This window comes from Salinisphaera sp. G21_0 (assembly GCF_017744115.1).
Classification (GTDB): domain Bacteria; phylum Pseudomonadota; class Gammaproteobacteria; order Pseudomonadales; family Endozoicomonadaceae; genus Endozoicomonas.
In genome coordinates, this window is record NZ_JAGHQW010000004.1 from 17205 (window position 1) to 43506 (window position 26302).

Annotated in this window: 19 protein-coding genes; 13 read left to right on the forward strand and 6 right to left on the reverse strand. The window is 49.9% G+C overall.

The genetic code is table 11. The features are described from left to right. Positions 1–7 precede the first annotated feature (7 nt). The 4 genes from rsmB to J7439_RS02850 all read left to right on the forward strand — a co-directional run bounded on the left by rsmB (position 8) and on the right by J7439_RS02850 (position 5027). Positions 8–1327: a 16S rRNA (cytosine(967)-C(5))-methyltransferase RsmB gene (rsmB, locus tag J7439_RS02835; RefSeq protein WP_209200252.1), complete on the forward strand. Its 1320-nt coding sequence runs from the start codon at positions 8–10 to the stop codon at positions 1325–1327. Beyond that, a complete protein-coding gene (gene trkA / locus J7439_RS02840) occupies positions 1328–2701 on the forward strand; it encodes a Trk system potassium transporter TrkA (RefSeq protein ID WP_209200253.1) in 1374 nt (457 codons plus the stop codon). A gap of 92 nt (positions 2702–2793) precedes the next feature. Continuing rightward, positions 2794–3222, forward strand: coding sequence for a hypothetical protein (locus tag J7439_RS02845; RefSeq protein WP_209200254.1), 429 nt, complete (start codon positions 2794–2796; stop codon positions 3220–3222). 353 nt (positions 3223–3575) lie between these two features. Beyond that, on the forward strand, positions 3576–5027 hold the full coding sequence (locus tag J7439_RS02850; RefSeq protein WP_209200255.1) for a TrkH family potassium uptake protein: 1452 nt from the start codon (positions 3576–3578) through the stop codon (positions 5025–5027). 205 nt (positions 5028–5232) lie between these two features. Here the strand turns inward: J7439_RS02850 and J7439_RS02855 are convergent, their stop codons facing one another. Further along, entirely contained in the window at positions 5233–6039 is an 807-nt protein-coding gene (locus tag J7439_RS02855; RefSeq protein ID WP_209200256.1) for an HMG-box domain-containing protein, read from the reverse strand. A 287-nt stretch (positions 6040–6326) separates the two neighbouring features. On the opposite strand from J7439_RS02855, the gene glyQ reads away from it, so the two are divergent. The 6 genes from glyQ to J7439_RS02885 all read left to right on the forward strand — a co-directional run bounded on the left by glyQ (position 6327) and on the right by J7439_RS02885 (position 14882). Continuing rightward, a complete protein-coding gene (glyQ, locus tag J7439_RS02860; RefSeq protein ID WP_353622986.1) occupies positions 6327–7292 on the forward strand; it encodes a glycine--tRNA ligase subunit alpha in 966 nt (321 codons plus the stop codon). After that, positions 7292–9403 carry a glycine--tRNA ligase subunit beta gene (glyS, locus tag J7439_RS02865; protein WP_209200257.1) on the forward strand — a complete coding sequence of 704 codons (2112 nt, stop codon included), beginning with the start codon at positions 7292–7294 and terminating at the stop codon, positions 9401–9403. The genes glyQ and glyS overlap by 1 nt, the downstream gene beginning before the upstream one ends. A gap of 58 nt (positions 9404–9461) precedes the next feature. After that, the gene (gene gmhB, locus J7439_RS02870) at positions 9462–10040 is read left to right on the forward strand and encodes a D-glycero-beta-D-manno-heptose 1,7-bisphosphate 7-phosphatase (RefSeq protein WP_209200258.1); all 579 of its coding nucleotides are present in this window, start codon (positions 9462–9464) and stop codon (positions 10038–10040) included. Further along, positions 10040–10810 (forward strand): lysophospholipid acyltransferase family protein, encoded by a 771-nt coding sequence (locus J7439_RS02875; protein ID WP_209200259.1) that lies wholly within the window; start codon positions 10040–10042, stop codon positions 10808–10810. Before gmhB ends, J7439_RS02875 begins: the two co-directional genes overlap by 1 nt. A 432-nt stretch (positions 10811–11242) precedes the next feature. Continuing rightward, positions 11243–14062: a tetratricopeptide repeat protein gene (locus J7439_RS02880; protein WP_209200260.1), complete on the forward strand. Its 2820-nt coding sequence runs from the start codon at positions 11243–11245 to the stop codon at positions 14060–14062. 316 nt (positions 14063–14378) lie between these two features. Further along, a complete protein-coding gene (locus J7439_RS02885; RefSeq protein WP_286196436.1) occupies positions 14379–14882 on the forward strand; it encodes a hypothetical protein in 504 nt (167 codons plus the stop codon). 69 nt (positions 14883–14951) lie between these two features. Here J7439_RS02885 and lpcA read toward each other — a convergent pair whose 3' ends face one another. The 5 genes from lpcA to dnaA all read right to left on the reverse strand — a co-directional run bounded on the left by lpcA (position 14952) and on the right by dnaA (position 22063). Continuing rightward, a complete protein-coding gene (gene lpcA / locus J7439_RS02890; protein ID WP_209200262.1) occupies positions 14952–15536 on the reverse strand; it encodes a D-sedoheptulose 7-phosphate isomerase in 585 nt (194 codons plus the stop codon). 63 nt (positions 15537–15599) lie between these two features. Then, positions 15600–18014: a DNA topoisomerase (ATP-hydrolyzing) subunit B gene (gene gyrB, locus J7439_RS02895; RefSeq protein ID WP_209200263.1), complete on the reverse strand. Its 2415-nt coding sequence runs from the start codon at positions 18012–18014 to the stop codon at positions 15600–15602. Beyond that, positions 18007–19158, reverse strand: coding sequence for a DNA replication/repair protein RecF (gene recF, locus J7439_RS02900; RefSeq protein ID WP_209200461.1), 1152 nt, complete (start codon positions 19156–19158; stop codon positions 18007–18009). The genes gyrB and recF overlap by 8 nt, the downstream gene beginning before the upstream one ends. A 98-nt stretch (positions 19159–19256) precedes the next feature. Continuing rightward, positions 19257–20363, reverse strand: a complete 1107-nt coding sequence (gene dnaN / locus J7439_RS02905; RefSeq protein WP_209200264.1) for a DNA polymerase III subunit beta — start codon at positions 20361–20363, stop codon at positions 19257–19259. Between the two features lie 62 nt (positions 20364–20425). Next, positions 20426–22063 (reverse strand): chromosomal replication initiator protein DnaA, encoded by a 1638-nt coding sequence (gene dnaA / locus J7439_RS02910; RefSeq protein ID WP_209200265.1) that lies wholly within the window; start codon positions 22061–22063, stop codon positions 20426–20428. Positions 22064–23207: 1144 nt separating this feature from the next. Between dnaA and J7439_RS02915 the strand changes: the two genes are divergently transcribed. From J7439_RS02915 to rnpA, 3 genes are all read left to right on the forward strand, one after another. After that, positions 23208–25487 (forward strand): hypothetical protein, encoded by a 2280-nt coding sequence (locus J7439_RS02915; protein WP_209200266.1) that lies wholly within the window; start codon positions 23208–23210, stop codon positions 25485–25487. Positions 25488–25599: 112 nt separating this feature from the next. Further along, a complete protein-coding gene (rpmH, locus tag J7439_RS02920; protein ID WP_081622094.1) occupies positions 25600–25734 on the forward strand; it encodes a 50S ribosomal protein L34 in 135 nt (44 codons plus the stop codon). Between the two features lie 46 nt (positions 25735–25780). Beyond that, positions 25781–26158, forward strand: a complete 378-nt coding sequence (rnpA, locus tag J7439_RS02925; RefSeq protein ID WP_209200267.1) for a ribonuclease P protein component — start codon at positions 25781–25783, stop codon at positions 26156–26158. Positions 26159–26302: the final 144 nt, after the last annotated feature.

A 26302-nucleotide genomic window follows, 5' to 3' on the forward strand; every position in this document is an offset into this window, starting at 1 on the left:
ACCTGATATGGCTAAACAATCTTCTGTTCGACAGCTGGCAGCACGGGCAATCACCCGGGTAACCCTGGGCGAATCACTGAGCAGTGTACTGCCGCAGTTACAGGAAAAACTGTCCAAAAAAGACCAGCCATTATTGGCTGAGCTTTCCTATGGCACACTCCGCTACTATCATCGGCTGGATGCCTGGCTTAAGTTTCTCACCGAGAAACCCCTGAAAGAAAAAGAGCAGGATATTCATAACCTGATTCTGGTTGGTTTTTATCAACTGTTCTTTACCCGCATTCCACCCCATGCCGCCATTGGTGAGACTGTACAGGCAACCCGGACCATGGGTAAGGCCTGGGCCAGGGGCCTGGTCAATGGCATTCTCAGAAATGCCCAGCGCCGGGTTGAAGAGTTGCATGACCTGGAAGAGCGCAGCCCGGTTTGCGGCTGGTCACACCCGAAATGGCTGGTCAATACCATAAAACGGGCCTGGCCAGAGGATTATCAAGCCATTCTTACGGGTAACAATCAGCCTCCTCCCATGACCCTTCGGGTTAATGAACAGAAGATCAAGCCTGCCAGATACCTTAAAAAACTGTTGGATGACTGTATCGCGGCGAAACAGTCCAAAATTGCCCCGCAGGCCATCACCCTGGGCAGGCCCAGTGCCGTTGACAAGCTGCCACTGTTCCATGAGGGGGCTGCCAGTGTTCAGGACGAATCAGCCCAGCTGGCAGCGACCTTAATATCAGCGAAACCCGGTGATCACATTCTCGATGCCTGCTGTGCACCGGGGGGCAAGACCTGTCACTTGCTGGAACTGAACCCGGGTATTACGGTGGATGCATTGGATGCCGATAGCGTCCGCCTGGAAAGAGTGGCTGAAAATCTGCAAAGACTGGGTTTGACGGCGAATGTTCTGTGCGGTGACGCGACGGATCCCGACAGCTGGTTCCCGGGCAAGCCATACGACCACATTCTTCTGGATGCCCCCTGCTCAGCGACCGGCGTTATTCGTCGCCACCCGGATATCAAACTGTTGAGAAAGGCAGAAGATATTGACGCACTGGCTCAGCTGCAACAGAAAATCCTCAAGGCTATATGGCCCCTATTGAAACCCGGCGGCACGTTACTTTATGCCACCTGTTCCATCATGCCTCAGGAAAACCATCTGCAAATTGAGCAGTTCCTGTCAGAAACACCGGACGCCAGATTGCAGTGCATTGACGCTCCATGGGGTCACGATACCGGGTTTGGCAAGCAGCTTTTTCCCGGCTCTGGCAACTCTGTGAACAGCGGCGACGGATTTTTTTACAGCCTGATGGTAAAGATGGATTCCTAAATGAAAATTATCATTCTCGGTGCCGGTCAGGTGGGTGGCACGCTGGCAGAAAACCTGGCCAGTGAGGAAAATGACATTACCGTAGTCGATACCGATGCCACGCGACTTCGTGAGCTGCAGGATAAAATCGATATACGAACCATCCAGGGTAAGGCATCGTTTCCCGGAGTACTGAAACAGGCCGGGGCCGATGAAGCCGATATGCTGGTGGCGGTCACCAACAGTGATGAAGTGAATATGGTGGCCTGCCAGATTGCCTACACACTGTTCCACACGCCGTCCAAAATTGCCCGTATCCGTCAGGCGGCTTACCTGAAGAATGAGAGTCTGTTTGCCAATGCCGCACTGCCCATTGATGTCCTTATCAGCCCGGAGCAAGTGGTTACTAACTACATCAACCGACTGCTGGAGCGTCCCGGTGCCCTTCAGGTACTGGATTTTGCCGAGGGTCGTGTCCAGCTGGTGGCCATGAAGGCTTATTATGGCGGCCCACTGGTGGGTCATGAGCTTCGTTATATCCGTGAACACATGCCCAATGTGGATACCCGGGTAGCCGCCATTTTCCGTCGTGGCAACGCCATCATGCCCAAGGGGAACACCGTGATCGAGGTGGACGATGAAGTCTTCTTTATTGCTGCCCGTGAAGATATCCGGGCCGTGATGGGCGAACTTCAGCGGCTGGATGATGACTACAAGCGCATTATTATCGCCGGTGGTGGCAATATCGGCCTGCGCCTGGCCCAGGCCGTGGAAGACCAATACAAGGTCAAGATCATTGAGCACAATATGGAACGTTGCCAGTTTCTGTCAGAAACGCTGACCAAAGCCATGGTTTTCTGCGGCAACGCCTCCGATAAAGAGCTGCTGATCAGTGAAAATATCGAAGATACCGATATCTTCTGTGCCCTGACCAACGACGATGAAGCCAATGTCATGTCCTCTATGCTGGCGAAACGTCTGGGGGCTCGTAAGGTCATGGCACTGATCAATAACCCCGCCTATGTGGATCTGGTGCAGGGCGGTGAAATTGATATTGCGATTTCTCCACAGCTGGCCACTATTGGCAGCCTCCTCAAGCACGTCAGACGTGGCGACATAGTAAACGTTCACTCACTGCGTAGAGGCGCTGCTGAAGCGATCGAGGCGATTGCTCATGGTGATGAACACAGTTCCAAAGTGGTGGGTAAAACCATTCAGGAAGTGGAGTTACCCCAGGGCGCGACCATTGGTGCTATTGTTCGTAATGATCAGGTGCTGATTGCTCACGATACCACCCGAATCGAATCCGGTGATCATGTGATTCTCTTCCTGACCAATAAACGCAAGATCCGTGAACTGGAGCAACTCTTCCAGGTTGGTCTTGGGTTCTTTTAAACCATTGCTTTGTGGCTATCCATCACAGGAAACTATTCCTGACAACTGATGTCTCAGGGAGGTAAATACGATAGCATCGATAGGAAACAGCCTTGGACACAAGCAATCAACTGACCGCCAGCAGAACGGCCACGTCACTTAATCCTGAAAGTACCGGATCTGACCAGCAAAGCACCGACCTCATTAAAAGATGGTCCACTGCTGGTCGGCCTGTAGCAATAGTGCGCCCACAGGTTTCTGTCAAAGCAGATACACCCGTTCATGCAATGACCGGAACCACAACAGCGCAAGATGTCACTCACATCATCAACCCAGACCTGCCTTACCTTCCACAAGGTGCCACCATCGACCCCGAAATGGCCTACCGTTTCCTGCTAGCGATTGATAATGAAAGCTCAGCCCCCTCAGCAAGCGGTGGAGAACCGCTGATAAGCAACCCGGCTTCCACCAATGATACTGAACGGTCTGACTTGTTGATAACGTCGATGACTGATTTACCACCCAGGTGTAATATCCTCTAGGAGGCTGACCGAGAATAGCGCCCGTAGCGAGGATGGCAGAAAATTGAGGATAAAAAGTCGGAAATTTTTAGTGAATAGTGGTTCTATTTGCTAAAAATTTCCGACTTTTTAGACTAATTTGCTGCCACCGCAGTAGGGCAGTCTATTCTCGGACAGCCTCCTGGCCCCCTTTTTTATATGACAAAAGCCACTCAGGCTTTATTTCTCCCATGGATTGGGAGTAACCTGCTACAGCATAAAACTAGAATTTCTTATAGCCATTATAAGAACGCAACATGGCAGGTTGTTTGAGCGCCCGGCAATTCCTTACTTCCATATCGCCGGGTGCTTGCACTGGATGAAGCAGGAGCACCATGCAGTTTCAGGTTATTCTTCCCATTTTGGGCATTTTGTTAATTTTATTCAGTACGTCCAGCCTTCCTCCGATTGTAGTGGCACTGCTTTATCAAGAGCAGGAAATGTCCATTTTCATCTACACCTTCCTATTGACACTAATGCTGGGCGTCCTCCTCTGGTTCCCCTTCCGGCATATCAAAGATGAGTTGCGCACCCGTGAAGGGTTTCTGGTCACCGCACTGCTCTGGATTGTTCTGGGGGCCGTGGGCTCACTGCCATTTCTACTGATGGAAAGCCCGGCACTCAGTATTACCGACGCACTGTTTGAGTCCATGTCCGGCTTAACAACCACGGGAGCTACCATTCTAACCGGTATTGAGCACCTGCCCCGCTCTGTTCTATTTTATCGCCAACAGCTGCAATGGCTTGGCGGCATGGGGATTATTGTGCTGGCAGTGGCCATTCTACCGATGCTGGGGATCGGCGGTATGCAGCTGTATCGAACAGAGACTCCCGGGCCGGTTAAAGATTCAAAACTAACGCCCAGAATTACCGAGACCGCCAAAGCGCTCTGGTTTCTTTATCTTTTTCTAACGGCCGCCTGTGCCCTGGCATACTGGTTAGCGGGGATGAACCTGTTTGACGCGATCTGCCACAGTTTCACTACCATCGCCATCGGCGGTTTTTCTACTTACGACGCCAGTATGGGCCACTTCAACTCCCCCATGATTATCTCTGTTGCCATCTTTTTCATGCTGGTTGCCGGGATCAATTTTGCCCTGCATTTTACCGCCTGGCGCAATAAGTTATTGACCCACTATATTCAGGATCCGGAAGTTAAGTGGTTTCTGGCCATTTTGGGTGTTGTTGGCCTAATCACCGTTACCACGCTCTATCTTTCTGATACTTACCCCCTTGCCAAGTCCTTCCGCTATGGTCTGTTTGAAGTGGTATCCGTAGCCACAACCACTGGCTACACCTCATCCTCCAGCTTTTCTGCCTGGCCAACGTTTCTGCCCCTGCTGTTGTTTTTTACCAGTTTCATGGGGGGGTGTGCAGGCTCTACCGCAGGTGGAATGAAAGTCATCAGGGTTGTTCTGATTGCCAAACAGGGAATGAGAGAACTTCGTCGTTTAGTTCACCCTAATGCGGTCTTCACCATCAAGATTGGCGGAAAACCCGTGAGCTCAAAGGTGGGTGAAGCGGTGTGGGGATTCTTTGCTACTTATATTTTGATGTTTGTTCTTCTCTTTCTGGCTCTACTGGCAGCGGGTTTAGACTTTACTACGGCATTTTCAACCATTGCTTCCTGCCTGAATAATCTCGGACCCGCTCTCGGCGAAGCAGCGTTCAGTTACCAGGGCCTGCCCGATGCCGCAAAGTGGATTCTTGCTTTTGCCATGCTACTGGGACGCCTGGAGATTTTTACACTTCTGGTGTTGTTTACTCCAACCTTCTGGCGTTATTAATGCCATTCGGGAGAAGATGGTTACATCGAAGAGCTATCTTCTCCTGCCAGTACATCAGTAGATGAAATCGGCAAAGCTACCCCGGTACAGCGGCCAGAACAAAGGTTACGGGCTGAAAATATGCTGAATAAAGCAGCGGTTAACCGGAGGCAGCATCAATAAGAACCATGGAGAAGAGTTTCCGGTTGGAATGCATAGGATAAAGTCAGTCTACCAGGCTCTCACCCTCCAGAACACTGAGCCATAGAGATTTATCAAATGGATTCAACAAATCAAAAATATTAGACTTGGTAAAGCTTACCGAGTCTAATTTTAGCCCATTATCGTCCCCCTTTTTTGAATAAATACGACTGGAATCTGTTTCACAGGAAACATTCCTGAAGGCCCAATCCTCACGCAAGGACGTGACATTATTGTTGTCAGGAATCTGGGCACTATGAGGGTTGTGATCTGTTAAACCCGAAGGGCTTAATACTTTATGCGTTACCTGGTTTGGCTTAACACTGGTATGAGCAACGCTTGACGCTTTTTGAGCAATCACGGATTTCTTGTCCGGTTGCCTTACGTCAGAAACAGGATTATTACCAGAACGCTGCCTTTTGGGATGGGCTACCTTCCGGCTTGTTACAGTTTTGCCTTTTAACTCGCTTTCAGCATCGGATTTTTTGCGCTTTATGGGGTGATACTTGTAATCAGGATACTTTTTTTTGTGCTCAGCTTTTTCTAATTTGGCTTTCTGAACAAAAAACTCCTTCTGCTTCTCAGACATTTTATTCCAATCTTTGGCCACTAGTTTGGATAATTCACTTTGATAGCAATCCTTTACTTCCTTTGCCTTTATGCTGCGAAAAATAATAAACGCATTTCTGGGCCTGGGTATGTGTTTGTGCTTTGATTTTACAGAGGCAGTTGTAGAGGCAGTTGTCTCAACCATCTCTCTATTATTAGTTTCAGGCTCCCCGGCAGGATAAGAACCCGGGGCAACAGTTGGACCAGAATTAGATACATGCACGGTTAAAAAACCTCTCTAAAACCTGCATTGACAACGTTTTGAGCTATTAAGTTCCCAATGGGTCCCCTTAATGTTTACCCACATTGTTCACAACTTATCCACAGCTTAAACTTAATCGCACAAACCGGTATACTCCTTCTCTATTTTTACAGTCGAACCCTGCGAGTGATCACTCATAGGGAAACCTGCGCCAGGTGAATAAACCGGTCATCGATAATTGCTCGCAACACAACGCTCAATGTTCAAAAAATGACCCGTTTGCATTTGAGCCTCCAAGAGGTAGAAAAGTGACTTCCCAGAGCACACCAGATATCTATACATTCCAGGGGCTGATCCTCGCCCTGCAACAATTCTGGGCCCAACAGGGCTGCGTCATCATGCAACCACTGGATATGGAAGTGGGTGCGGGTACTTTCCACCCAGCCACTTTTCTGCGTGCCATCGGCCCGGAAAACTGGAACTCGGCTTATGTCCAGCCCAGCCGTCGCCCAACCGATGGCCGTTACGGTGAAAACCCAAACCGTCTGCAGCATTATTACCAGTTCCAGGTGGTGATGAAGCCATCTCCCGATAATATTCAGGAGCTGTACCTGGACTCTCTGCGTCAACTGGGCATTGACCCACTGGTTCATGATATCCGTTTTGTCGAAGATAACTGGGAGTCGCCCACACTGGGTGCCTGGGGTCTTGGCTGGGAAGTCTGGATGAACGGTATGGAAGTCACCCAGTTCACCTATTTCCAGCAGGTCGGCGGTATTGAGTGTTACCCGGTTACCGGCGAGATCACCTATGGCCTTGAGCGCCTGGCCATGTATATCCAGAATGTTGATAACGTGTATGACCTGGTCTGGACGGTGGGTCCACAGGGTCCGGTCACTTATGGCGATGTGTTCCATCAGCAGGAAGTTGAAATGTCCACATTCAACTTTGAGCACGCTGACACGGAAGAACTGTTCAAACAGTTCGATTTCTTTGAACGCGAATCCCGGAAGCTGGTTGATATCGGCCTGCCTCTGCCGGCTTATGAGTACGTTCTGAAAGCTTCACACACCTTTAACCTGCTGGATGCCCGTCACGCGATTTCGGTGACGGAACGCCAGCGTTTTATCCTGCGCGTCAGAACGCTGGCCAGGGCAGTCGCCAAAGCTTACTTCGATAAGCGTCGTGAACTTGGTTTCCCCCTTGCGGATGACACCATTCGTGATGAAGTTCTGGCATCTCTTGCCAAAGAAACCGCGCAGGAGGAAAAATAATGAGCACTTCTCTGAATAAAGCACATAAAGAAGACTTCCTGATTGAGCTGGGCACGGAAGAGCTGCCACCAAAGGCATTAAAAAGCCTGTCTGACGCGTTTACCCGGGGCATCCTTTCAGGTCTTGAACAGGCCCAGATCACATTTACCGATTATGAGTCGTTTGCCGCCCCCCGTCGTCTGGCTCTGCTGATCAGAGGCCTGGATAGCGCGCAGCCGGATCAACAGCTTGAGCGCAAGGGGCCTGCGGTCAAGGCCGCCTATGATGCCGAAGGCAACCCAAGCAAGGCAGCCCTCGGTTTTGCCCGTTCCAACGGGGTAGATTTTGCCGACCTGGAACAGGAAGAAACACCGAAAGGTGCATGGCTGGTCTACCGCTCGGTCAAACCGGGTCAGGCCAGCAAAGATTTGCTGCCGGAAATTATTACCCAGTCTCTGAATAACCTGCCCATTCCCAAACGTATGCGCTGGGGTGCCAGCCGTACCGAGTTTGTCCGTCCCGTTCACTGGCTGCTGATGCTGCTGGGCAATGAGATTATTGACGTTGAAATTCTCGGCCTGAAAGCCGGTAACACAACCCGTGGTCACCGCTTCCACGGGAACCGGGAAATCACCATCAGCAATCCTGCTGACTATGCACAGGTTCTTCATGAGCAGGGCAAAGTGATTGCCAACTTTGCAACCCGTCGCGACATTATCCGTGAGCAGGTTGAACAGATTGCTGCCACGATTAATGGTCATTCGGTGATTGATCCGGACCTTCTGGATGAGGTCACTGCGCTCAATGAGTGGCCGGTTGCCCTTTGTGGCCGTTTTGATGATGAATTCCTGGCCGTTCCATCGGAAGCACTGATCTCTTCCATGAAAGGCCATCAGAAATATTTCCATGTGGAAAACAGTGCAGGGAAACTCCTGCCGCACTTTATTACCGTGGCCAATATTGACAGTGCCGAACCTCACCTTGTTGTGGCAGGTAATGAGAAAGTCATTCGTCCGCGTCTTGCCGATGCCAAGTTCTTCTACGACACTGACCGCAAACATACACAAGACGATCGTCGTGAAAAACTGAAACCCATTGTCTTCCAGGCACAACTGGGTTCAGTGTTTGCCAAAACAGAACGTATCGCACGACTTGCATCTTACATTGCGCAAACGGAAGGTGGTGATGCCTCGCTGGCTGAACGTGCCGGTCAACTGTGCAAGTCCGACCTGGTGTCTGAAATGGTGCTGGAGTTTCCCGAGCTGCAGGGCATCATGGGTCAGTACTATGCCGACAACGACGGTGAAAACCCCGAAGTCAGCAAGACGCTGTATGAACAGTACATGCCCCGCTTTGCCGGTGACCAGCTACCGTCAACACTGATTGGCTGTGCCGTTGCCATTGCCGATAAAGTGGACACCATTACCGGTATTTTCGGTATCAATCAGCTGCCAACCGGCAGTAAAGACCCTTTCGCACTTCGTCGTGCCAGCATCGGTGTGCTGCGAATCATTGTTGAGAAGAAACTCAATCTTGATCTGGAAGCGCTGATCGATCAGGCGATTCTTGGCTATCAGGAGCAAGGTGTTTCACTGCCCGCACTGGATAACCTTAATACGACAGTCGTCAATTACATGCTGGAGCGTTTTGATGCCGCTTATCAGGAAGAAGGCATAGCGGTTGAGATCATCAACTCCGTCAAGGCATTACGCCCTACCCGGCCACTGGACTTTGATCGTCGTATAAAAGCCATTACCCGCTTTAATGCCATGGATGAAGCGGATGCCCTGGCTTCTGCCAACAAGCGGGTATCCAATATTCTGGCGAAAGCCGGGGATATCATTATTCCTGACGCGCTGGATGAGACACTGCTGAGTGAAATTTCTGAACTTGAGCTTGCCAACATTGTGTTTGCCAAGAAAGAGGAAATTGCCCCCGCACTGGCAGAAGGTCGTTACGCGCTGGCCATGGAGAGTCTGGCGGCACTGAAGCAACCGGTTGACCTGTTCTTTGACCAGGTGCTGGTCAATGCTGAAGACGAAGCTATCCGTCTGAACCGCTATGCACTGCTTAAGCAATTGCGCAGCCTGTTCCTGCAGGTAGCGGATATCTCTTTGTTACAGAAAAGCTAAATACAACCTGATAAAGTGCGGCACCAGCCGCACTTTTTTTATGTGTTTCAGGAGCACTATGACCAGGCTTGTTATTCTGGATCGGGATGGCGTGATCAATGAAGATTCAGACCAGTACATACGGTCTGAACATGAATGGCTTCCTATTCCGGGAAGTATTGAAGCCATTGCCCGTTTGTCATCTGCGGGCTATCGCGTCTTCGTAGCGACCAACCAGTCCGGGTTAGCCCGTGGCTACTTCACCGGCAAAGCGCTCAATGCCATGCACGACAAGCTAATCAGGCTGGTCAAAGAGCAGGGAGGTCATATTGATGGCATCTATTACTGCCCACACGGCCCGGATGACCACTGTCAATGCAGAAAGCCGGCAACAGGGCTTATTGACCAGATTTTTACAGACTACGATGCCAGCCCGGCAGAAACCTGGGTGGTTGGCGATTCACTGCGTGATCTTCAGGCAGGGGTCCGCAGTGGTTGTAAAGTTGCCCTGGTACTGACGGGTAAAGGCGTTAAAACCCACGCTAAACTCATCGAACACCCGGAAGCGATTTCTGGTAGCCTATCTGGTAGCAGGGATGTAGCTGTTTATAACAATCTGAACAGCTTTGTAGAAGAACTACTTTCAGAGGGATTTTAATGTCATCAGCTGTCGGTTCTGCAACTACCCGGGCAGTGACCCGGTCAATGGCCACTACCTTTTCTATTTTAAGGGCAACTGTCTTTTATTTGTCTCTGGCAGTCTGGACCGTGTTCTGGGCAATGCTGATGATTCTGTTTATCTACCCTTTCAGGTTTAATCTACGTCATCGCATTTTTGTCAAAACATGGGCTGTTGTATCAGTATATCTTTGTCGTTTAATTTGCGGTATTCGATGGCGTGTAACCGGAACAGAGAATATTCCTGATACTCCCTGTGTCATTATCAGTAACCATCAAAGCACCTGGGAAACGTTTTTCCTGCAAACCTTATTAACTCCCCAGACTCAGGTGATCAAACAGGAGCTACTGAAAATCCCCTTCTTTGGCTGGGCTTTTCAAAAAATCAGACCCATCGCCATTAATCGTAAGGATGCCCGACAGGCACTTCAGCAGGTCAGGGACCAGGGCAAAGCGGCACTTGCGCATAACGTCTGGGTCCTTATTTTTCCGGAAGGAACACGCGCGCCTCCCGGTGAACCGGGCAAGTTTTCCCGTGGTGGCGCAGGGCTGGCGAAAGCGGCGGCAGTGGATATTCTTCCCATAGCCCATAACGCCGGTGTTTTCTGGCCGAACAGCTCCTGGATAAAACGCCCCGGAACAATTCAGGTAGAAATCGGGCCCGTCATCAAAACAGAATCCCTTTCGGTGGCAGAAGTAAATGATACCACCCGTGACTGGATTACACGTGCGCTGCAAACGATGCAATAACCGACTGCTATTTATCACTCCTTGCATTGCTGACCACCTATGACTTCGATCAGATCCGGGCAACCTTGGCCCGGGTAAAGCCTTCTTCGTGGCGACCTGCTGTACCAAAGCCTGGTTGTAATACCAATCGAACTTTTTAACTCCCGTGATGAGTATGAATATTTGATACGTTCGTTCATTTTGCGATTTCAGAAAAATCCTAAGAAGTTAGTTTCGCCCTGCTATACTCAGCCGGTACTAAGTCTGATGCCATTACAATGATTATTAAAATACATGTATCTGAATTGAGTTTTTCTTTCGCGGTGTCAAACAATGTATAGGACTCACGATCTGTTATTACCACCGAGAATAAATGCTTCCCCCCCATATTAACGCATCCTGTGTTGCATTGAATGTGCTGAAAGCAGGAAACAGTGTTCAAAGAATTAATACATGGATAATAATAACGCGCATCTAAACGTTCATAACCTTATTTTGGCCCGTCATCAGGCTAATAAATACCACAGAAATAAGACAGCCCCCTATGCGAGGCCCTATGCGAGGCCCTATGCGAGGCCAGGCTTTAACAGATCCATAAGATACATACAAAAGCCACAAGGGGCATCCAATGCAACGTCTTATATACCCAGAAGCCCGGGCACCCCAGAAAACAGGAAGGAATTTCCACGTTTTCATCATCGTCCCCCATCCCACTCTCAACCGGGTGCGGGCTATCATCGACAGGGGGAAATTCCCGGTATTAATGAAGGGTTCAGCTCTTTAAGCGCAGGTGATAATGATCATGCCCTCAAATTAGCAGAAGAGATATTAAAGAATAATGCCAGATTGAGTCGGAGTAACTATCTGCGCGCAAACCTGCTTAAAGCCAGAGCCCTGTTGAATTCAGGGCTAGTTAATGATTGCCTGCGATCAATAGAACAGGTAAAACCTCCCCTTAACAAATGGTTACTGATGACAAAAGGCAAAGCACTTCAAGGCAAAAAACTCATGTTTGAAGCGCTGCATGTTTTTAAGGACATTTATGAAAACCACTCAATTAAGGACAACGATAAAAGAAATAATTATCTTACCCTTGGCATACATTACCAGCGCATGGGAGAGCATCAGGAAGCACTGACAATCTTTATCAAGCTGCGCACTGACCTCTCCGGGCATGAAGCCACTCCCTGCAACGACAAGCAAGTAGAACTGGCCCTTGGCTGGCTATACCAGGACATGGGTCTGTATCAGAAGGCGCTGACAATCTTTAGCAAGCTACGTGCCGACATCTCCGGACATGAAGCCACTCCCTGCAACGACAAAAAAGTAGAACTGGCCCTTGGCCGACTATACCAGAGCATGGGACTGCATCAGAAAGCGTTGACGATCTTTATCAAGCTGCGTACCGACCTCTCCGGGCATGAAGCCACGCCTTGCAACGACAAGAAAATAGAACTGACCCTGGGTCGGCAATTCCAGCTCATGGGACGGTATCAGGAGGCGCTGACGATCTTTATCAAGCTGCGCACTGACCGCTCCGGGAATGAAGACACCCCCTGCAACGACAAAGAAGTTGAACTGGCCCTTGGTCGGCAATTCCAGCTCATGGGACGGTATCAGGAGGCGCTGACGGTCTTTAAGACGCTTCGCACCGATCGTTCCGGACATGAAGATACCCCCTGCCACGACAAGGACGTAGAGTTAGCCCTTGGTCGGCTTTACCAGGACATGGGACTGCATCAGAAGGCACTGGCGATCTTTACGAAGCTGTACTCCGCCCACTCCGGGCATCCAGGGACTCCCTGCAAAGACAAGGAAGTTGCTCTGGCCCTTGGTCGGCTATATCAGGACATGGGACGGCATCAGGAGGCGCTAATGATGTTTTTGAAGCTGCGTACTGACCGTTCCGGGCATGAAGGCACACCTTGCAACGACAAGGACGTTGAACTGGCCCTTGCCGTGCAATACAACTGCATGGGACGGTATCAGGAGGCACTGACGATCTTTTATCAGTTGCGCAGCGACCGCTCCGGGCATGAAGGCACTCCTTGCAATGACAAGGACATTGAACTGGCCCTTGGTCGGCTATACCAGTACATGGGAGGGTATCAGGAGGCACTGACGATCTTTATCAAGCTGCGCACCGACCGCTCCGGGCATGAAGGCACTCCTTGCACCGACAAGGACATTGAACTGGCCCTTGGTCGGCTATACCACGATATGGGACAGTATCAGAAGGCGCTGAAGACCTTTATCAAACTGCGCATCGCCCGCTCTGGTCATGAAGGCACTCCCTGCAACGACAAGGACATAGAGTTAAGCATTGGCCGACAATACGAGTACATGGGACGGTATCAGGAGGCGCTGACGATCTTTACCACGTTGCGCACCAACTGCTCCGGGCATGAAGACACTCCTTGCAATGACAAGGAAATTGAACTGGCCCTTGGTCGGCTATACCAGCACATGGAACTGCATCAGAAGGCGCTGGCGATCTTTAACAAACTGCGCGCCAACCGTTCCGGGCACGAAGATACTCCCTGCAACGATAAGGACATAGAGTTAACCCTTGGCCGACAATACCAGTACATGGGACGGCATCAGGAGGCGTTGACGGTCTTTAAGAATCTGCGCACCGACCTCTCCGGACATGAAAGTACTCCCTGCAATGACAAGGACATTGAACTGGCCCTTGGTCGTCTACACCAGAGCATGGGACGATATCAGGAAGCACTGGCGATCTTTATCAAGCTGCGCAGCGACCGCTCCGGGCATGAAGGCACCCCCTGCAACGACAAGGAAATTGAACTGGCCCTTGGCGACATTCATGTCGATTTAATGAACTGGCGTCAGTTTGACCAAATGCAACTTGATAAAAAGGGTTTTGCCGGGCCTGAAGTGGACTTGTGTACCAGTATTCGTTACTTCAGAGAGTGCATTTATTCTGGTCAAAGCAAGGAAATTCCAGGGCTTTTGGCTAAAGCCATTGAGCATGGATGTAATGCAATAGAAAAAAGCCAGTATCTCGATGCATCATCTTTTAGTCAGTTAGGACACTGCCTTCGTATCGCAGCATTATTACCTGTTGAGAAAACACAGGATTTCTTTTCAAAAGATGAATTGAAAAACCTGGTTTCTGAATATTTTACCAAAGCTAACAAACTGTACCCTTACCGACAGGACCGGCTAAAAACTGAAGACTGGAGGAAAATAGAGCGTACTTTTTTAGCAAGGATACCTGTCGGACTTAAGACTGCCCTACCGCGAGAATAACCTGTGTTCCCAAAAAATTCAGCCATAGTATTGGGTGAAAGTCTCTTATTGATAGTGGTAATCAGGAAAATTTAAGTACCCATAGGGAACCAGAGCCAAATAAAGATGTCCCAAGTTTTTCAAAGCAGTAAAAACAAGAGATGTTATGAACGTCACTAACGGTGTTTCATGCTCTATATGTCATGACGTAGCAAACTGTGAACTCATCCAACTGACCTGTAGGCATGCGTTTGGCCGATCATGTATGCGACTATGGTTAGCTACTTCTGACCAAAGGCACTGTCTGCTGTGTGAACAACCATTAACTGATTATGAATTGCAAAGGATAAATTATATTTCGTTGTCTGAACGTGTGGTTGGTGTTTCGTCCACCGCTATTAGCATTTTTAAACAGCATTGCCCACAAGTTATTCTGCGTGGCTTACATATACTCACGTCTGTGACACGTATGGCTTGTGGCGTGCTTCTTTTCCTGGGTTATTTTGCCATTGCTGATAAAGAACTCCAGCATGTGCTCTTAGACGCTTTGCCGAATGTCATTGGTCATACTTTGGCTACTTATGTGACTGCCTGTGCTATCCTGGCTCTCGGTTCTGCTGTTGGTTCTTTCGGATCTGCTGGGGGAGTTTCTAAAGTTTTCGGAACTGCTGTCGGGATGACTTCCGGAGCTTTAACATCGGCTTGTGCCTGTGAGATATATGGCGATACGAATGGCGTCCGGTTCCCCACCACACTTCGCAACGCAATTATAGCTTTAGGGGGGCTCGTTGCAGGTGCCAGTGCCTTTACCGCCTATGGTATTAAACCGATCAACCGTTAGGCGGGGCTGAACACATGGTAGATTATTACCCTCCCAGAACTCCAAACAACCGGTATAACTGTGGATTTTTTATTCCATATACTTTTCAACAAGCTGAATCATAATATGGATTGCCTTGATATGGACCTCCTGAATCCGATCAGCATAACCAAAGTGAGGCACACGAATTTCAACATCCGCCATCCCCGCCATCTGGCCGCCATCTTTGCCTGAGAGCAGAATAACCTTCATCCCTTTTGCCCTGGCCGCTTCTACCGCCTTGATAATATTCCCGGAATTACCACTGGTGCTGATCCCAAGCAGTACGTCCCCTTCCCTGCCTACCGCTTCAACGTAACGTGAGAAGACATACTCATAACCAAAGTCGTTGGATACACAGGAGATATGACTGGGATCGGAAATGGCAATAGCCGCATAGCCAGGGCGATTATCACGGAAACGTCCGGTCAACTCCTCAGCAAAGTGCATGGCGTCACAGTGGGAACCGCCATTACCACAGGACAGTACCTTGCCACCGGCTTTAAAGCTCTCAGACAATAACCGGGCAGCAAGATCAATGGATTCAAGATTGGCGTCATCATCCAGGAATCGGCTCAGCACAACCCTCGCCTCTTCCAACTCCTGTCGAATAATTGCTTTACATTCTGGAGACATAGAACACCTGAGAATCAAAAAAGTAAAAAAAGTGCCGGTTAAAACCGGCACTACTGAATTGGATTAAATATCGAGATTGGCAACATTCAGTGCATTGCTTTCGATAAACTCTCTGCGGGGTTCTACATGATCCCCCATCAGCGTATTGAAGATCTGGTCTGCGGCAATCGCGTCTTCAATGGTGACCTTCAGCATTCTGCGGACATCCGGATCCATGGTGGTTTCCCACAACTGATCCGGGTTCATCTCACCCAGTCCCTTATAACGCTGAATGTAATGCCGTTTGGTAGATTCACTCATCAGCCACTCAAGGGCTTCCTCAAAGGAAAATACGTCCCTCTTACGCTCCCCTTTCTGAACAAAGGCACCATCCTCGATCAACCCTTGCAGTTTATTACCGAGAGAAACGATCTTTCTATAATTAGCAGACGAGAAGAAGTCGGCATTCCAGCGGTAGTGACTATCGACACCATGGGCAATAATCGTCACCTTGGGCAGCCAGACATTGAGCTCCCGGTCTTCCTCTACAGAGAACGTCATGGTACTGCCAGCTGCTTTCAGGTTCTCAATTCTCTCGCTCAGTTGGGCAACCCAGGACTCCATTACGCTCTTATCAGCCAGGCTCTCCGCCGTCACTTCGGGCATGTAAATCATTTCCCGAAGCACAGTGACCGGGTAAATACGGGACAGCTTATCGGCCACCTTGTGGACGTCTCTGAACTCTTTCACCAGCTCCTCAAGGGGCTGATCGCTGATCCCCGGGGCATTTTCGTTAACATGCAGGCTGGCATTTTCCAGTGCTGACTGGGTCAGGTAACCATCCAGCGCACCATCATCTTTCAGGTACTGTTCCTGCTTGCCACGCTTAACCTTGTACAGCGGTGGCTGAGCAATGTAGATGTAGCCATTTTCAATCAGCTCAGGCATCTGACGGAAGAAGAAGGTCAACAGCAGTGTACGGATGTGCGATCCATCCACGTCCGCGTCGGTCATGATAATGATGTTATGGTAGCGGAGTTTTTCAATATTGAACTCCGTACGGCCAATGCCACACCCCAGGGCTGTAATCAGGGTTCCGACTTCCTGGGAGGACAGCATCTTGTCAAAGCGGGCTTTCTCAACGTTCAGGATCTTACCCTTGAGCGGCAGGATCGCCTGAGTCTTGCGGTTACGACCCTGCTTGGCGGATCCACCTGCCGAGTCACCCTCCACTATGTAGAGTTCAGAAAGCGCCGGGTCTTTCTCCTGACAGTCCGCCAGTTTGCCAGGTAATCCGGCAATATCCAGGGCACCTTTACGGCGGGTCATTTCCCGCGCTTTACGGGCCGCTTCACGGGCCCTGGCAGCGTCCAGCATCTTACCGACAACCGCTTTGGCTTCCTGGGGGTTTTCTATCAGGTAGTCCGCCAGGTATTTGCCCATCTCCTGCTCTACCGCGGTTTTTACCTCGGAGGACACCAGCTTGTCTTTGGTCTGGGAGGAGAATTTAGGGTCCGGCACTTTGACAGAGATGATTGCCGTCAGGCCTTCACGGGCATCATCACCGGAGGTGGCCACTTTGGCGGTCTTCTGGAAACCTTCCCGTTCGATATAGCCATTCAGGCTTCGGGTCAGCGCCGCACGGAAGCCCGCCAGGTGCGTTCCACCATCGCGCTGGGGGATGTTATTGGTAAAGCAGAATACCCCTTCCTGGAAGCTGTCATTCCACTGCATGGCCACTTCCACACCAATACCGTCTTCCCGGGTCATTTCAAAGTGGAAGACTTTATTGATGGTGGTTTTATTCTGGTTCAGGTGTTCCACAAAGGCCTTCAGACCACCATCGTATTTGAAGTCATCAACCTTGCCGGTACGTTCATCCGTCAGCTGGATGTAGACTCCTGAATTCAGGAACGAAAGTTCACGCAGGCGCTTGGCCAGAATGTCATAACTGAACTGAATATTTGAGAAGGTCTCAGGGGAAGGAATAAAGTGCAGTTCCGTCCCGGTAACGTCCGTCTCACCAATGACCTTTAATGGCTCTTCCGGAACCCCTTGATGGTACACCTGCTGATGAACCTTGCCATGGCGGCGGATGGTCAGTTTCAGCTGACTGGACAAGGCATTAACCACTGACACACCCACACCGTGCAAACCGCCGGAGACCTTATAGGTGTTGTCATCAAATTTACCACCGGCATGAAGCACCGTCATGATGACTTCAGCGGCAGAAACGCCCTCTTCCTCATGGATATCCACAGGGATACCACGGCCATTATCCTTAACCGTGATGGACTCATCCGGGTGAATAATGACAGAAATCTTGTCACAGTGCCCCGCCAGCGCCTCATCGATGGAGTTATCAACCACCTCAAACACCATATGGTGCAGACCGGTACCATCATCGGTATCACCAATGTACATCCCCGGGCGCTTGCGGACAGCATCCAGGCCCTTCAGGACCTTAATATTGGATGCGTCGTAGTTTTGTTCACTCATGCTCTATCTCCAAAGACTCAGCCCGGCGAATACTTTGCTGACCAGGGTTCTCATGTGATGTAACAGTAACCTGTCCATGTTTCACGTGAAACATTTTTACTTCCGTTTCAGGCAACCAGCAATGTTCCAGTGCCTCCTTCTCAACACAGGTGATGAAGGTCTGGCAGTTCATTTTTTGAAACAATCGACAAAGCTTTTGTCGATTAGGGGTATCCAGTTCTGATGGCAGGTCATCGACCAGGAAGATGCACTGTTTGTCTTGCAGATCTTTGTAAAGAAAGCCCTGAGCGAGTTTCAGTGCACAGACCACCAGTTTTAATTGACCTCGGGAGAGAATATCAACCGCGCTGCCTTTGCCCATCCGAATCCTTAAATCTGCCCGTTGCGGCCCGGCATGGGTATAGCCCGATTGGATATCCCGTGGCAGTCCGCTACTGAGTACTTCATGCAGTTCTCTCTCCCGATCCCACCCTCGGTAATATTGGATGGAAAGATTATCCAGATCTGCCAGTTCCGAAAGCACCTCATTGAAGACGGGCGTCAGTTTCTGGATATAATCGCCGCGTAACACATCGATGGCATTGGCCGCTTTGGCAAACTCTATGTTCCACGAAGTCAATTCAGAACCGTTTATTCTACCATGACGGAGCAGACTGTTCCGCTGTTTCAGAGCCTTCTGCATGCGTTTCCATAGCGGGAAAAAGTCATGATGTTTCACGTGAAACACCCCCCAATCAATAAAGTTCCTTCTCAGCTTTGGGGAGCCTTCAAGCAAACGGAAGGTGTCCGGATTAATCACCTGTAAGGGCAGTAACCTGGCCAGCTCAGATGTGGACTTCAGGTTTTCTCCGGACACCCGTATCTGCAGTGTTTCATCCCGCAGGTTTCTGGAAACACCAACCGGTATGGTTCCCGATGACACACCGATTCGGCCAAACACCGTACAGACCTCGGCATCACGATTGATCACCGGCTTAATTCGGGAGGTCCGAAACGATCGGGCAACCCCGAGAAGATGTATGGCCTCAAGCACGCTGGTTTTACCACTGCCATTGAGCCCGTAGAGCACGTTTACAGAAGGGGAAGGGGTAAGCGAAACAGAGGAGAGGTTTCTAATATCAGTTATGGAGAGCTGTTGAATCATATTCTGTTTATTTCCGAACCTGAGTAGCCCGGAAGCCGGATCAGGGCGAGTGTCTGATGCCACAACATCAGACACTGACTACTTCTGCCGACAGGCGGTTACAGCCTCATAGGCATAACAACATAGGTGGAGTCACCAGACTCAGACTCCTCAAGCAGCGCACTGCTGTTCGGATCAGAGAGGGTCATTTTGATGGTCTCTCCAGAAAGCACAGAAAGCACATCCAACAGGTAGCTGACGTTAAACCCGATCTCCATGGAGTCACCATGATAAGCCAGGCTCAACTCTTCTTCGGCTTCCTCCTGCTCCGGGTTGTTAGCAATCACCTTAAGCTGGCCATCCGAAAGAATCAGGCGGATACCCCGGTATTTCTCATTGGACAGAATAGACGCACGCTGGAATGACTGACGCAGTTCCTGGCGATCACCAATAATGATTTTATTGCCGCCCTTCGGGATCACCCGCTCATAGTCAGGGAACTTACCGTCCACCAGTTTGGAGGTGAACATAAAGTCACCGGTTTTGGCTCTGATATGATTCGCACCCAGGGTAATATGAACACTCTCTTCCCCTTCGGTGAGCAGACGCGCCATCTCAAGAATACCTTTACGGGGCACAATTACCTGATGCTTGTCCTGCTGGTTGATATCGGCATCCACACTGCACATGGCCAGGCGATGACCATCGGTAGCCACAGCCCGGAGACAGTTCTGACTGACTTCCAGCAGCATGCCGTTCAGATAGTAACGAACATCCTGCTGGGCCATGGCAAAGCCGGTACGGTCAATCAGGCGACGAAGACGTGACTGACCAATGGTAAAGGATACCGATCCCGCCTCCTCTTCAATACTGGGAAACTCATTGGCCGGCAAAGTGGAGAGGGTAAACCGGGACCGGCCAGCCTTTACCTTGACCTTCAGATCATCCTGATGCACTTCAATCAGGGTGTTTTCAGGCAGGGACTTACAGATATCCATCAGCTTTCTGGCCGGTACCGTAATCTCTCCGGCTTCTTCCGCAACATCTTCCAGGGCGACACGGCCAACCAGTTCGACTTCCAGGTCAGTACCGGTTAACGAGAGCTGGTTTCCATCGACTACCATCAACACATTGGACAATACCGGCAGCGTCTGTCTGCGCTCAACCACACCGGCAACCAGCTGAAGTGGCTTAAGCAATGCTTCCCGATTAATGGTAAATTTCATCGCTTTCCTTTCTCTTGATATAAAAAGGTATTCACCTTTTTATGAGGTTGAATAAGGTGGAATTAACTTGTCAGTGAGCGCAACAGGTTTTTGTAATCGCTTTTGATCTCGTTATCCACTTCGACCAGTTCTTTTACTTTACGGCAAGCGTGAAGAACGGTGGTATGATCACGTCCGCCATAGGCATCACCAATCTCGGGCAAACTATGACTGGTCAACTCTTTGGAGAGTGCCATGGCGATTTGCCTTGGCCTTGCCACAGAACGACTGCGACGCTTGGAAAGAATATCCGCCACTTTGATCTTGTAGTACTCAGCAACCGTCCTCTGGATATTATCTATACTGACCTGTTTATCCTGTAAAGCCAACAGGTCTTTCAGGGACTCGCGGATCAGATCAATATCAATACGGCGTCCCATAAAGTGCGCGCTGGCGATCACCCGTTTCAGGGCACCTTCGAGTTCACGCACATTGGAACGGATTCTCTGGGCAATAAAGAAGGCGGCTTCATGGGGCAGTTCAACTTTCTGCTGTTCTGCCTTTTTCATCAAAATGGCAACGCGGGTTTCCAGCTCTGGCGGCTCAACGGCTACCGTTAAACCCCAGCCAAATCGTGACTTCAGCCGTTCTTCAACACCGCTGATCTCCTTTGGGTAACGGTCACAGGTCAGAATCATCTGCTGACCACCTTCCAGCAACGCATTGAAGGTGTGAAAAAACTCTTCCTGTGAACGCTCTTTACCGGCAAAGAACTGGATATCATCAATCAGTAGCGCATCAACCGAACGATAGTACTTTTTAAAATCATTAATAGCATTCAGCTGCAGTGCTTTCACCATGTCCGCAACAAAGCGCTCGGAGTGTAAATAAACGACTCTGGCATTACGGTTCTGCTTGACCAGGAAATTACCCACCGCATGCATCAAGTGAGTTTTACCCAGACCAACACCACCGTACAAGAACAGCGGGTTGTAGGAAGCGCCGGGGTTTTCTGCCACCTGCCGAGCGGCCGCCAGGGCCAGCTGGTTTGATTTACCCTCAACAAAGGTTTCAAAAGTGAAACCAGTGTTCAGCGAACTGTGATGCTTGATAGACCCTTCAACTTCAACCTGCCGCACCGGGGCAACGGGCTCTTCAGCCGCAGTACTCGCCGACTCTTTCAGCGGGTTTACCTTGATCTGGGCGGGCTCTTCTGTCTGCCTGCTGTCATCTTCCTGAAAACCGGAGTCTGATACCAGATCCGGCTCCGGGGTGTTGTCCTGCGCTACCGTTAAAGCCGAAACCAGCTCATGGGTGACCACTGAACGCTCAATAGCGGCCTGTTTCAGCGGGTTCTCAATGGGTTTCTCAGAAACGGTCACCGTTGCCGCAGGCTGAACCTCTCTGGGAGGCACTTCCCTGAGCTGAGGCTCTCTTGGCCGTGCAGACCGCTTGCTCAGTGAGGGGGGCCGACGATTGGACACCGCCAACGCTACGGCTGGAGAGTCCCCATCGGACAGTTCATCCAGAATCTCTTCGATTCTTGGCAAAAACTTCTCTTTCACCCAGTCGGCAACGAACCGGTTGGGAGCCAGTAAACACAAATCGTGTTCGTCCCCCATCACTTTCAAAGGGCGAATCCAGGTATTGAATTGCTGAGAAGACAGCTCATCCTGCAGGATATCGATACATTTTTGCCACAGCTCAAGGGGCACAGGCACTCTCCTACTCTCCTACTCTCCCGCTCTCCCACCCATCTCCGGATATAGATAAGGATCAGAATCAAGGTTTGATACGGGTATCACTGAAGCCGGTCAGACAGCCTGCTGAAGACCTTCAGGTATGAAATAACGATTGGATAGACAAAAGGGAATTGTATCCTTTCTGGAAAAAGTTATCCACACCTGCAAAATAGGACAACAGATCATCCATTAGAAACAATATCCTTATAATTCAATGAGTTGAAAATAAAACAGCCATAATGCGGAGGAAAATATTGCTCACTGCACCCTGTGGGTAGGTCCGTTTATGAATGGCAATAAACCTTATGATTTTCCTGTGGGTAAATTGAATAACAAGCGATCTGTGGATAACAGTCGTAGTTATCCACAAGACATCAAGACCAAAACAACAACATACCTCCGGGATTTCTACAAAAAAGCACACATCCTTAAAGGCAGGTGATAACTGGCATAAACGGAGTTATCCACAGAAAAACCCTGCCTAAATAATTACATTAAAATCAAAAACACATCACATAAGAGATAACTTATCTATTTATATATCTATGAATCGCGGCCTGGTGATTAACATTATTTGATCTTTTGTACTAACTTGAACAGGGTGTTCAACAAGGTCATACCAACAAAATAAAATTCATTCATTATGTTAGATCCGCTATCAAGGCTGACGGCTGTGCTGGAGGCACAAATGCCCATGGCCAACAATGAGGTCACAGGGCACTTGGCTAGCCAGGGTGCTTTCGGGCGATGTGTGAAGGATGCCAGTCAAACAGAAAAGAAGCTGCCCGAGCAGTCCGTGGCCAATATAAACTCGACTGCCCGGGAAGGTAGGAATGGATTCAGGCAGATCTCAAAGGGAACCGATTTTCAGCTGAACCGGTACAAGATAAATCCTTTGTTAGAAATGGAATTTATGCCGACATACGGGGGATTTGAGCCAATCGGGTACTATTGTGGCCTGCATAGGACTCAATTGCAGAGTAAAATCAATCTGTTCCGTAAAATGATTCCAAAGTTGACCCTGGAAATCGGTCAAATTGCCAAGGACAAAAACTTGTCAATGTTCTCTGAGAGGATTCAGCGTTGGTGTTTTAACTGCCTATTCGTGCAGGATGCGTTGAGTTTGGATCCATCGATGAGGAACAACTGCAAGCTCCACGGATTGGAACAGCAGATGTGCCATTATGACGATCAGCTTGTGGAGTGTTTGCTCAGTTACCAGCCAGATACTCCTGATGAACAGCAAGAGCTGTTTATTATGTGTATCTGGTATCTGAGCCTGCTGGTAATTTCTGATAGAGGTCGAAGTGCTAACACTCTGGTTATCAACCGCAAGGTGGTCGCTCTTTTGGATGATGGCCTAATCCGGGAGATTGATAAAGAGAGAGCCCGGCTGCGTATGTCCTGCCTCTATTCGGCCGATGATCCCACCATGGACGATCAGAGATTGTCGAAGATTCTGTTTGGCCAAATCATGACTTCGTTGGGGAATATCCGCTGTTACAGTCTTGATATTGCCAAATGTGAAAAGCTGTATGACATTGTTGAACAACTGGTTACCTCAGACCCGATATTCCGCCTGGAACAGGATGCTGAGGATGTGCCCACTCAATGGCAGCAGATAAAAGCGCATTTGCTTGAATTAACCACCACCACGATCCGGGACGTCAAGGGCATAAGAAAGGATTTTATGGGCGTTGGCGAATTCGATGAGACCTGTACGCTCGAGTATGCGTTCTACTGTCTTGGTTTCTGGCAAAGCGGATTCTGCTCGCCGGACATTGGCCTGATCGCTTTGCAGACTCTGTACCAGAACCGCTCGCTGTCATCCGTCAAAGAACTATTGGTAAATTCGCAGAAAGCGGCCTGTAACGATGGCCAGGATAATCCGGCGCTGTATGCCCTTATGGAGTTTCTGATCAATTATGCCTGTGAGGATAGTGTTGCCAGAGTCGAGAATGATGACATGAGATATTACCTGAAAAGCCTGATCTTTTATCTGGATGGACAGCTCGACAAGGCCATTGCTCAGGCCCGGTTATCCCGTTTTCCTGAAGCTTTCTGGCTGCTTGGCTCACTCCAGATGAGTAAAGAAAATGCGAATACTGAAGAAGCCATTGCCAGTATTGAATCAGCCATTATGCGTGGTGTGGAAGCCGGCAAGCTGAAGCTGGCTCTGCTGTTGTTAAAATCCAGGGAACCGGACCTGTTGAAAATTTCCGGTTTACTCAATGATGTGCTGGAACACTATGGACGTTTAGGTGCAGTCAAGCTGCAGAGTGAGCTGGCCGAGGTCCGCGACAGCCTGGAGTTAAGTGCTGAAGCCAGTTCAGTGGTGAATTCCCCTGCATTAAACGATGACTGGCTACTGAGTGATGACATGCCAAAACGGTCATCCGCTGTAGCCCCCAGAAATAAAAACAAAGGCAAGCGGTCCAAACATAAAAGAGCGGGCTCCAGGGGCGGCAAAGAGCGTTCAGCAGCCGACAGCCACAAAGCAGGCAGGGCAAATAAAGCAGTTGGTGCTGAAAACCGGCCGACAGTGGATATTCCCCTGGCGGTTGTTCCGCAACGTCAAACCCAATGGCTTACACAATACGATATGGCGATCCTGAGTCTGTCGGTTACCCATGCCGTATACTGCCAGGGGTACGATCAGGCCTATGGGTTGCTCCTGGAAGCCAATAAGAAAGTCAACTGGGATTTTCAGCAAGCCACCATCGCCCGGCTGGATTTGTGGCGCCTGCGGGGGCTGGCCAATAACCGCCAGCATTTGCAGTTTTTAAGTCAGTCAGTGCAGGCAGGGGAGAAGACCATTGAATTCTCTGTAATCCCCCAGCAAAGCCCCCTGCTTGCCCAGTTCGGGCTGGCCCGGAGTGAGCGCATTCCCCTGACCGCCGACGTCAGTGTGGCCCGTGATGCACTGCGTAATCTGGTGATCGATAAATCATTAAACTGGCTCTGTTTTCTCCATGCAGAACCGTTGGCCCTGGAGGATCTCAAACAGCGATGGCAGGATCATCCGCTGGAGACAGCCGAACAGCAGTTAACTGATTTTGAGCACAGTCTGTCCATGACGTTTACCACCGCTTCCTATCTGTCAATGCTTGGGCATATCTACGGAGATATTGCCCGGGACCTGCACCCTGCTGATGGTACCGAGGAGATCCGGCGGATCAGGGCATTGTCGGCCGCGTTTTACGATGCTGCCAACAAGTTCAATGAATGGCGCAACCGCCTGAAAAATGATGGTGTATTAAACAATCGGATCGCTAAGGCCACCCCTTTGGGCAACCTGCAGAAAATTCGTGCAATGCAGGGCAGAGCCAGTCGGGAAAAAATTGAAACCCAGCTTTACGGCGGTGATCATCAACCCGGGACGGAAAGAGCGAAGGAAGTGTAGGGAGAAACAACGGGTGGTAATGCGGTGCTTCTTGACAAATGCAAATTGACGCTAACCCAGCAATTACTTAGAATGCCCGTCTTTTGTAAGTCCATTAAGACGAGTAACCACGATGAAAAGAACTTTCCAGCCAAGCAACCTGAAGCGCAAGCGTAACCACGGCTTCCGTGCGCGCATGGCTACCAAGAACGGCCGTGCGGTAATCAACCGTCGTCGAGCTAAGGGACGCAAGCGTCTGTCAGCCTGATCAATGCCTGTGGCTAAACGCCGTAGCTAATAAAGAGAGCATCAGTGTGAGCTTATCTTTTAGCCGTGCATCACGGCTACGCTCCTCGGCTGATTTCAAACAGGTATTTGATACAACGGATATCAAGGTATCCAGCAGACAGCTTCTGATACTGGCAAAAGCCAATGAGCTTGGCCGGGCAAGACTGGGTCTGGTGGTTGCCAAAAAAAATATTCGTACTGCCGTTGGCCGAAACCGGGCCAAACGCCATATCCGGGAAACCTTTCGTCTGCAACAGGATGAAGTCGGTAACCTGGATATTGTCGTTCTGGTCCGGAAAGGTTTCAGTGATCTGAATGACAGTGACCTGAACCAGCTACTCAACCAGCAGTGGCAAAGGTTGAAACGAAGGCTGCACGAATGGGAAGCGTCGGCATCGCGTTGATATCCAACCTGAAGAAAATGCCAGAGTTAACAGGAAGCCCCGGGGTTTTTCCTGTTCGGCTCGACCAGGCTCAGAAAGCTTTCTTATATAAACAGCCGCAGTTGAGTATCGACTGTCTGGGGCTGTTGCCCGCACAGGGCATGT

Coding starts and splice junctions, on each gene's coding strand:
- gmhB (WP_209200258.1), top strand. CDS start 9,462: ATGACCAGGCTTGTTATTCTGGATCGGGATGGCGTGATCAATGAAGAT.
- gyrB (WP_209200263.1), bottom strand. CDS start 18,014: ATGAGTGAACAAAACTACGACGCATCCAATATTAAGGTCCTGAAGGGC.
- dnaN (WP_209200264.1), bottom strand. CDS start 20,363: ATGAAATTTACCATTAATCGGGAAGCATTGCTTAAGCCACTTCAGCTG.
- lpcA (WP_209200262.1), bottom strand. CDS start 15,536: ATGTCTCCAGAATGTAAAGCAATTATTCGACAGGAGTTGGAAGAGGCG.
- rpmH (WP_081622094.1), top strand. CDS start 25,600: ATGAAAAGAACTTTCCAGCCAAGCAACCTGAAGCGCAAGCGTAACCAC.
- rsmB (WP_209200252.1), top strand. CDS start 8: ATGGCTAAACAATCTTCTGTTCGACAGCTGGCAGCACGGGCAATCACC.
- J7439_RS02880 (WP_209200260.1), top strand. CDS start 11,243: ATGGATAATAATAACGCGCATCTAAACGTTCATAACCTTATTTTGGCC.
- trkA (WP_209200253.1), top strand. CDS start 1,328: ATGAAAATTATCATTCTCGGTGCCGGTCAGGTGGGTGGCACGCTGGCA.
- recF (WP_209200461.1), bottom strand. CDS start 19,158: ATGATTCAACAGCTCTCCATAACTGATATTAGAAACCTCTCCTCTGTT.
- J7439_RS02875 (WP_209200259.1), top strand. CDS start 10,040: ATGTCATCAGCTGTCGGTTCTGCAACTACCCGGGCAGTGACCCGGTCA.
- glyS (WP_209200257.1), top strand. CDS start 7,292: ATGAGCACTTCTCTGAATAAAGCACATAAAGAAGACTTCCTGATTGAG.
- J7439_RS02850 (WP_209200255.1), top strand. CDS start 3,576: ATGCAGTTTCAGGTTATTCTTCCCATTTTGGGCATTTTGTTAATTTTA.